Source organism: Nodosilinea sp. LEGE 07298 (assembly GCF_015207265.1).
Lineage (GTDB): Bacteria > Cyanobacteriota > Cyanobacteriia > Phormidesmidales > Phormidesmidaceae > Nodosilinea.
In genome coordinates this window covers 21443-28966 of sequence record NZ_JADEXE010000056.1, presented here as the reverse complement: position 1 = coordinate 28966, position 7524 = coordinate 21443, and the positions used below count along the sequence as shown (strand labels likewise).

The window sequence follows — 7524 nt, the reverse complement described above, 5'->3', positions numbered from 1 at the left end:
GCCCCTTTGAACAACTCAACGGTTTCCGCTATCACGACAACTGGGTGCGCAACCTGCTGATTGCCTCTTCGTTAAATGGCAGAAGGCCGTTGCCCAGGAAAGCCGACACAAAATAAGTTGGAACTAGGACTAGGCAATAGACTTGGGGCGATCAATTCGAGCAGTCTTTTCGCTGTCGTCGGCAAAGAAGGTGGCGTAGACCCAGCCAGCCAGCAGCGCACCCAGGATGGGGGCCACCCAAAATAGCCAGAGTTGGCCAAGCAGCGGCCCCCCGACAAACAGAGCTGGGCCCGTGCTCCGAGCGGGGTTAACGGAGGTGTTCGTGACCGGAATACTGATCAGGTGAATTAGAGTCAGGGCCAAACCAATCGCTACTGGAGCCAGGCCCACCGGAGCCCGAAAGTCGGTGGCACCCAGAATGATCATCAAAAAGAAGAAGGTCATCACCACTTCGCAGATCAAGCAGGCCAACAGGCTAAAGCCCCCTGGCGAGTGAGCCCCAAAACCGTTGGTTGCAAGAGGATTACCGACCGTGGGATCAATGGCAAAGCCGGGCTGCCCGGCGGCAATGGCATAGACAATCCCTGCCCCTAAAATACCGCCCAAAACCTGGGCCACAATGTAGGGCAGCAGTTCGCTGCTGGGAAAACGCCCAGCAGCCCATAACCCAAACGACACTGCCGGATTGAGGTGACAGCCCGAAATATGGCCGATGGCGTAGGCCATCGTTAGTACGGTTAGGCCAAAGGCCAAAGATACCCCTAGAAAACCAATACCCAGATTTAAGGCACCGCTGCCATCCAGAAACACACCGGCTAGTACGGCACTACCACAACCACCCAGCACCAGCCACAACGTACCTAAAAATTCAGCCAAACAACGCTTTGTAATCGGCATTGCTAACCACTCCTATCTGATGAAGTTTTCAAGAACGATTAGTGTTTATCGATGCAAACTAGGATCGACAACCTATATCTCAGCGCGATACTACCGTAAGACTATAAAAGTTTGATAAGCCCCAATGTTTAGTTAACTCAGGCGATCGCCTCGGTCGCCGAGCGGATAGCCTAGGCCTGGGAACCTCAGGCCTGCTACCCTAGGAGAGGCACAATCGCCTCAACGTTACACCTCTGCCTGGAGTCATTAGGAAGCCGCGCTCACCATGGGAATGCAAGTCTGGCCAGGTCGTCCCCATCCTCTGGGTGCCACCTGGGATGGCACGGGCACAAACTTCGCCTTGTTTTCTGAGAACGCAACGGCGGTTGAGCTCTGTCTATTTGACGCTAATAATCAAGAAACTCGGATCCGCTTCACCGAGGTCGACAACTATGTTTGGCATGGCTATCTGACCGATGTCAAGCCAGGGCAGCGCTATGGCTTTCGAGTATATGGCCCCCACGACCCCAGAGCTGGACAACGATTTAACCCCCACAAACTGCTCATCGATCCCTATGCCCGCGCTCTAGATGGTGATGTAGAGTTTGACCCGGCTATCTTTGGCTACGACATTCAGGCTACAGATGATCTGGAAAATCTCGATTTGTCTTTTTCTGAGGTCGACAGTGCCCCGTTTATGCCCAAAGCCGTGGTGGTCGACCCTGGTTTTGATTGGGAGGGCGATCGCCCCCTCGACACCCCCTGGCACCGCACCATTATTTATGAAACCCACGTTAAGGGGCTAACCCAGCTCCACCCCGAGGTGCCTGAACCGCTGCGGGGTACCTACGCCGGATTAGCTCACCCGGCTGTGATTAAGTACCTCAACCAGCTGGGCATTACGGCTGTAGAACTGTTACCCGTGCATCATTTCCACGCTTACCCAGGGCATTTGGCCAACACGGGGCTGCGCAACTACTGGGGCTACGATTCGCTCAACTACTTTGCCCCCTACGGTGGCTACAGCAGCGCTGGGCAAACCGGTGCTCAGGTGAACGAGTTTAAGCAGATGGTCAAGGCTCTTCACCAGGCGGGCATTGAGGTGATTTTAGATGTGGTCTACAACCACACAGGTGAGGGTAGCCACCTGGGGCCGACCCTCACCCTGCGCGGCATCGACAACGCCGCCTACTATCGACTAGTCGATGATGCCCCCCGCTACTATATGGATTTCACCGGCTGCGGTAACTCCCTTAACGTGCGCCATCCTCAGATTCTCAAGCTGATTATGGATAGCCTGCGCTACTGGGTGCTGGAAATGCATGTGGACGGCTTTCGCTTTGATTTGGCCTCAGCGCTGGCTCGAGAACTCTACGAGGTCGATAGTCTGGCCGCCTTTTTCGACATCATTCACCAAGACCCTGTCCTGTCTACCATTAAGCTGATCGCCGAACCCTGGGATTTAGGAGAGGGCGGCTACCAGGTGGGCAATTTTCCGCTGCTGTGGTCAGAATGGAACGGCAAGTACCGTGACTCAATGCGCGACTTTTGGCGTGACCACGACTGCCGCCTGGGTGAATTTGCTTTTCGCATCACCGGCAGCTCAGACTTGTACCAGGCCAACGGCAAACGCCCCCACGCCAGCATTAACTTTATTACCTGTCACGATGGCTTTACCCTTCGAGACTTAGTCAGCTATAACGAAAAGCACAACCTGGCTAACCATGAAAATAACCGCGACGGCGAGAGCTACAACCGTTCCTGGAACTGCGGGGCTGAGGGAGACACCGACGACCCCGAAATTTTGGCCCTGCGCCGTCGCCAGCAGCGTAACCTACTGGCCACACTGTTTCTGTCGCAGGGGGTGCCCATGATTCTCGGGGGCGACGAAATTGGTCGCACTCAGCAGGGCAACAACAACACCTATTGCCAAGACAGCAAGCTGTCGTGGTTTGACTGGAGCCTTGATCCGACCCAAGAGGATCAGCTGGCCTTTGTCCGTCAGCTGATTACACTACGCCAGGAGCACCCTGCCTTTGCTCGTCGTCATTGGTTTCAGGGGCGCGCCATTCACGGTTCTGGGGTGCACGATCTGGGCTGGTACAACCCCGACGGTAGCGAAATTAGCGTCGATCAATGGCACGATGGCTCGGCTAAAGCGATCGCGGTATATCTCAATGGTGAAGAATTGATGGCGGTTCAAACCGCTGGCCAGCGACTTGTAGACGACAGCTTTTTACTGTTTTTTAACGCCCAGGCCGACCCCCAGGACTTTCAGATTCCGTCGGAGGTGAAAAAAGAGCGCTGGTCGATGGTGTTAAATACTAGCGAGCCGACGGGCTTTTGCAAAGACAAACCAATTTATAAACCAGGCAGCACGATCGCTGTTGCCGACTTTTCGCTGGTCGTACTGGGTAGCCCCCGGGCTAAAAGTGCCGGAACCTAGGCCATGCTCACCTACGAACGAATCTATGCCGTAGTGCGTCAAATCCCTAGGGGCAGAGTTGCTACCTACGGACAGGTGGCAGAGCTGGCGGGGCTAGTCGGCAAACCTCGCCTGGTAGGGTACGCTCTATACCGAGTCGACATGACGATTCCTGACGTGCCCTGGCAGCGCGTGATCAATGCCAAAGGTGAGGTATCTCAGTCGCCTTTGCGCAATGGCACCGACTATATTCAGCGGGCCATGCTAGAAGATGAGGGGATTGAGTTCGACCATCGGGGTCGAGTTAATCTCAGTCAATACAAATGGCACCCGCCCGATAGTGTCATCGAGCAGGCGCTGGCAGCATTTAAGGAGAAGTTAGATTAGCGGGTCTATTGATGAACTAACAGCCACATGAATTGGCAGCTAGATTAATCAACAGTCACAGCCACTTCTTCTTCCACATAGACTTCTTCGGGTTCGTCAACCACTTCGCCGGCCTGCTCAGCAGCTTGACGACGCATGGCTTCACGGTACTTAGCCGCCATTTCCTCAGCCTTGTCGTAGACCAGGTCAGGGTTCTTGACCATGTCACCGGGTTCGGGCTCAAGCTGCTTGGTCGACAGGGAAATTCGGCCCCGCTCCGCATCTAGGTCAATGATCATGACCTTGATCTCGTCATTGACGTTGAGCACGCTGTGGGGCGTATCGATGTGGTCGTGGGAGATCTCGGAGATGTGCAGCAGACCGCTAACACCGCCGATGTCAATAAATGCACCGTAGGGCTTGAGACCACGCACGGCCCCCAGCACAACTTCACCGACCTGCAAGCCATTCATCTTGCGCTCAACCAGAGCCCGACGGTGGCTAAGCACAAGTCGGTTACGCTCTTCATCCACCTCTAAGAATTTCAGGGGCAGATCTTCGCCCACCAGATCTTCCTTAGGCTTGCGGGTGCTGATGTGAGAGCCGGGGATAAAGCCTCGCAGGCCCTCAATCCGAACTAGAGCACCGCCTCGGTTGGTGGCAAAGACTCCAGAACGCACCGTAGCGTCTTCCTGCTGAAGCTGCCGTACCCGCTCCCAAGCGCGCATGTACTCAATGCGGCGAATGGAGAGGGTTAGCTGACCATCTTCATTTTCATCGGTGAGAATAAAGAACTCGCGGGTTTCATTGGAGCGCAGCACCTCTTCAGGATGATCAACTCGGTTGATCGACATTTCCTGAATGGGCAGATAAGCCGCAGTTTTAGCACCAATATCAATCAGGGCACCCCTGGGCTCAAGACTAAACACGGTGCCAGAGACGGTATCGCCTGGGTTGAAGTGATAGTCGTACTGGTCGAGTAGCGCGGCAAAGTCTTCGTGTGTAAACCCGATGTCAGCGTCCTTTACGTCCTGATTGAGCATGCTAGTGTTGTCCTATTATTTCTCCGTAGTACTGCGGTTTCCGTGTAGACGTACAAAACAATCAACTCAGATATATGACAGTCTGCCCCCACGCAGCAGCGTGCCGACATAGACAGTCCGATAAACCCACAGGATTAAAATTATAGCTGAATTGGAGGTGTTGTTGATAACCCACCGCCAGGATTGATCAAGTCGATCACGGGAGATGACTGGAGCTACTGCATTACAACGATTGAGCAGAAACCACATAAGTTGACGATTGACCATTTTCGGCTTCGTCGAGGGCGCGATCGCAGCGGTCGTCCTGAAGCTCGCTCAGCGTTTCGGCAAAATCGCGAATGCCCTGAAATTGACGATACACCGAGGCAAACCGCACAAAGGCGACTTCGTTCATCGCCTGGAGCTTGGCCAAAACCATTTCACCAATTTCCGCGCTCGTTACCTCTCGGGTAGCGCGCTGCTGTAGCTCGGCCTCAATGTCATCCACAATGGCTTCCATCGCCAGCGACGAGACTGGTGTTTTTTCGCAGGCTCGTACAATGCCGCGCAGCACCTTAGAACGCTCAAATAATTCTCGATCATCGCTGCGTTTGATGACGGTAACCGGCACGTACTCAATGCGTTCGTAGGTTGTAAACCGTCGCTCGCAGCGCAAACACTCTCGCCGCCTGCGAATGCTGCGCCCCGCCTCCGCCGATCGCGACTCTAAGACTCGATTATTTAGGTGCTGACAGAACGGGCAATGCATAGACACACTCCCAATGGGAGAAAGGTAACCAAGCCGCCTTTTCTGGCTGGGAGCTTGGGAAAAAAATAAAGGCAAGCCTTTCATCTGTAGGAAAGACTTGCCTCTATATTAATTAAATTGTGAGAAAACAATCGAAATCAATCGAAAGTCTCCCTAAAGTTACGGACAGCAAAGAACCATTCGGCTCTAAAAGACTATTTCAGCAAGACTAGTCTTTAGGAATGCGAGGGGGTTCGCGAAAGGCGATCGCAAAAAACAGCGTGCCAATAATGCAGGCAAAAATGAAGATATAAGCGACAGCTTCCATGGTTAAAGAGGCTCCTAATCAACCAGATTATCTTTAGTCTACAAGGATTGTAAGTAAAGTGCCCGACGGATGAAGATCTATCTCACCCGTCAGGCAGCTCAACGTGTAGGAAACTAGACGGTTTCTTCTTTACGGGTAGACGTATCGCCCACCTTTTGGAAGAAGCCCCACTCCACCTGCTCGGCAGACAGGTCGGGGTCTACCCCAGCAAACACATCGCGGAACAGGGTACGAGACCCGTGCCAGATGTGGCCAAAGAAGAACAGCAGCGCAAACACCGCGTGACCGTAGGTGAACCAGCCGCGAGTGCTCGTGCGGAATACCCCGTCAGAGCCGAGGGTTTCACGATCGAACTCGAAGGGCTCGCCTAGCTGCGCCTTACGGGCGTAGCGCTTGACCAAAGCGGGCTCGGTAATGGTTTGACCAGCCAAATCGCCGCCGTAGAAGGTAGCAGTCACCCCAGTCTGCTCAAAGCTGTACTTAGACTCAGCCCGGCGGAAGGGAATATCAGCGCGGACAACGCCATCTTTGTCGACCAGCACCACGGGGAAGGTCTCAAAGAAGTTGGGCAGGCGACGCACAAAGAGTTCGCGACCTTCCTTATCTTCAAAGACGGGGTGGCCTAGCCAGCCTTCAGCAATGCCGTCGCCCTGAACCATGGGGCCAACCCGGAACAGACCACCTTTGGCCGGGCTGTTGCCGACGTAGTCGTAAAAAGCCAGTTTTTCAGGAATACCGGCATAGGCCTCGGCCAGGGAATACCCACCGTTGACGTCGGCCTGTACCCGCCGCTGAATTTCTTGCTTGAAGTAGTCGCCATCCCACTGGTAGCGGGTGGGGCCAAATAACTCGATGGGCGTAGCAGCGCTGCCGTACCACATCGTACCTGCCACCACAAAGGCGGCAAAGAATACCGCCGCAATGCTGCTAGAGAGAACGGTTTCGATATTACCCATGCGCAGCGCTTTGTACAGTCGCTGTGGTGGGCGCACCGTCAGGTGAAACAGACCAGCAATAATGCCCACAATACCGGCAGCAATGTGGTGAGCCACAATACCACCTGGGTTGAAGGGGTTAAAGCCAGCAGCTCCCCATTCTGGCGCGACTCCCTGGACATGGCCAGTAAGCCCGTAGGGGTCAGAAACCCACATACCAGGCCCCCAGAGGCCGGTCAGGTGGAAGGCCCCAAAGCCAAAACAGAGGAGCCCTGAGAGAAATAGGTGAATACCAAACATCTTGGGCAGATCCAGCGCCGGTTCACCGGTGCGAGGATCGCGGAATAGGTCTAGATCCCAGTAGACCCAGTGCCAGCAGGCAGCCAAAAACAGCAGACCCGACAGCACGATGTGAGCGGCAGCTACGCCCTCAAAAGACCAAAAGCCAGGATTGACGGCAGTTGCGCCAGTTACGCTCCAGCCGCCCCAGGATTCGGTCACACCCAAGCGAGACATGAAGGGCAGCACAAACATGCCCTGCCGCCACATTGGGTTTAATACGGGATCGCTGGGGTCAAAGGTGGATAGTTCGAACAGGGCCATTGAGCCGGCCCAACCAGCTACGAGAGCCGTATGCATTAGGTGTACAGCAATCAGTCGCCCGGGATCGTTAACGACGACCGTGTGTACCCGGTACCAGGGTAGTCCCATTGACTACGCTCCTCCTCTAGGTAAAACAGTGATGTTTTGTGAATTGTCTTAAGCATGGCCAGATACTGATTAGCCTATCAGAATCAGGCTCCCAGAACCGCCCCATTTGACGC

The 7524-nt window shown here is 54.5% G+C and carries 7 protein-coding genes; 2 read left to right on the top strand and 5 right to left on the bottom strand.

Translation table 11 applies throughout. The features are described 5' to 3' along the window. Positions 1-129: 129 nt before the first annotated feature. The gene (gene aqpZ / locus IQ273_RS10310; protein WP_194023079.1) at positions 130-897 is read right to left on the bottom strand and encodes an aquaporin Z; all 768 of its coding nucleotides are present in this window, start codon (positions 895-897) and stop codon (positions 130-132) included. A 265-nt stretch (positions 898-1162) separates the two neighbouring features. Here aqpZ and glgX point away from each other — a divergent pair, with 265 nt between their 5' ends. Both glgX and IQ273_RS10300 read left to right on the top strand, forming a co-directional pair. After that, entirely contained in the window at positions 1163-3322 is a 2160-nt protein-coding gene (gene glgX, locus IQ273_RS10305; RefSeq protein ID WP_194023078.1) for a glycogen debranching protein GlgX, read from the top strand. A gap of 3 nt (positions 3323-3325) precedes the next feature. Continuing rightward, the gene (locus IQ273_RS10300) at positions 3326-3688 is read left to right on the top strand and encodes an MGMT family protein (RefSeq protein WP_194023077.1); all 363 of its coding nucleotides are present in this window, start codon (positions 3326-3328) and stop codon (positions 3686-3688) included. Between the two features lie 44 nt (positions 3689-3732). On the opposite strand, the gene IQ273_RS10295 is transcribed toward IQ273_RS10300, so the two are convergent. From IQ273_RS10295 to psbB, 4 genes are all read right to left on the bottom strand, one after another. Beyond that, positions 3733-4710 carry a 30S ribosomal protein S1 gene (locus IQ273_RS10295; protein ID WP_194023076.1) on the bottom strand — a complete coding sequence of 326 codons (978 nt, stop codon included), beginning with the start codon at positions 4708-4710 and terminating at the stop codon, positions 3733-3735. 223 nt (positions 4711-4933) lie between these two features. After that, positions 4934-5458, bottom strand: a complete 525-nt coding sequence (nrdR, locus tag IQ273_RS10290) for a transcriptional regulator NrdR (protein WP_194023075.1) — start codon at positions 5456-5458, stop codon at positions 4934-4936. A 208-nt stretch (positions 5459-5666) separates the two neighbouring features. Continuing rightward, positions 5667-5765, bottom strand: coding sequence for a photosystem II reaction center protein T (locus IQ273_RS10285; RefSeq protein WP_017300177.1), 99 nt, complete (start codon positions 5763-5765; stop codon positions 5667-5669). Between the two features lie 113 nt (positions 5766-5878). Further along, positions 5879-7411, bottom strand: a complete 1533-nt coding sequence (psbB, locus tag IQ273_RS10280; RefSeq protein ID WP_194023074.1) for a photosystem II chlorophyll-binding protein CP47 — start codon at positions 7409-7411, stop codon at positions 5879-5881. Positions 7412-7524: the final 113 nt, after the last annotated feature.